The organism is Allotamlana fucoidanivorans, from assembly GCF_006265225.1.
GTDB classification, from domain to species: Bacteria; Bacteroidota; Bacteroidia; order Flavobacteriales; family Flavobacteriaceae; genus Allotamlana; species Allotamlana fucoidanivorans.
In genome coordinates this window covers 1-1,467 of sequence record NZ_VDCS01000043.1, presented here as the reverse complement: position 1 = coordinate 1,467, position 1,467 = coordinate 1, and the positions used below count along the sequence as shown (strand labels likewise).

Genomic DNA, 1,467 nt, shown 5'->3' with positions numbered 1-1,467 from the left:
TAGCTTGCTTAATGCCAATGGTATTGACTTTCCTAAGTCCCATAAACTGGGTTAAGGTTCCAAATACGGGCTCTACTGTGCTTTGTCGCTTGGCTTTCATATAGCGCCCCTGTGGACTATTTACACGCCCAATGTTTCGCTCATACTCCGCGCGGTAATACGTTACGGTGAATTTCTTTTCCTGGGCACTCTTACCTAAACACTCACGGCGGATTGGACAATCGATACACACTTTCTTTGAGGCGCGGTATTCTTTCTTCTTGGTGTGGTTCTTTGTTTCATAAAACACCTTTTTAAAAGGAATGATCTTACCTTGTGAGCAAACATAATAATCTTGGGTTTCATTATAGGTAAACCCGTCTGGGCAGCCTTTATAAGTCCCGTGTGCCGGAATAAAACTCTTTAAATTCCTCCCTTCCAGAAAGGCGTAATTCTCTCCACTGCTATACCCGGTATCGGCCACACAGTTTTCCCAGACTAATCCTGATCGGCGTAAGCGACGTTGTACGCGAACCACGATGTCTGCTAATTGTTGATTATCTTTTCCATCGGCATGATAAGCCTTAATATCACTAATCACATGATGAGCTGTATCTACCGTAAGCTGACTTTGGTAATTCAGCTTTCTGGATTTACCCGGTTTAACACTAATGCGGGCATCGGGGTCTGTTGGGCTGTAGTGGGTTTTGTTACTGGTATATCTGCTGCCTTTATTGCCCGCTCCGGGACGCTGGTCCTGTTCCTTTGCCCATTTACTGTTTCTGCTTTTTATGGCTTGTAACTCCTTAGCACTGGCCGATAAAGTTTGCTGATCAATATCCGCTTTGTTGCCTTTAGCCTGATGTAGCGGTTGGTCTTTATCACGTTTACTGATATGGCGGATTTTTCGCAGGTGGCTGTCCAAATCTGCTTCTGGGACCTTGAGTTCCAAACTGTCCATAGAAGCATTGGCCTTGACAGGGGCACTGTCGATGGCCTGAGTATGCCCACTGACCATTCCGGCCGATACACAAAGCTCAAAAACTCTGCCAAATACCGCTTCAAATACAGACTCCGGAAACAATCCTCGAGTACGACTGATGGTAGAATGCCATGGTAATTCTTCATCAATATCATAACCTAGAAAATAAAGAATATCCAAACGCATACTGCAATGCTCGATGAGCTTGCGGTCGCTGGTGATGTTTTCCAGATACCCCACCAGACAAAGTTTAAAAAACACCACAGGATCTATGCTCTTTTGACCACTGCTACCATAATATCCTTTGGTTTCTTGATACAGAAACTCTAATTGTAAAACACCCTTTAATCGGCGATAGAAATTGTGCTCTGGTACACGAACACTTAACTGAAAATTGTTGAATAATTTCTCCTGATACTCTTTTTTGCCTTGCATTATTAAACATAAGAATTATAATACAATTTATGAAATTTTATCTTATATTTATCACGTTGTGCAACAGGCAC

1 protein-coding gene is annotated in these 1,467 nt (G+C 42.8%); it reads right to left on the bottom strand.

The annotated features are described in order from the left end of the window. A partial coding sequence (locus FGF67_RS16785; protein ID WP_139698910.1) for an IS1182 family transposase occupies positions 1-1,396 on the bottom strand: 1,396 nt, incomplete at its 3' end. Positions 1,397-1,467: the final 71 nt, after the last annotated feature.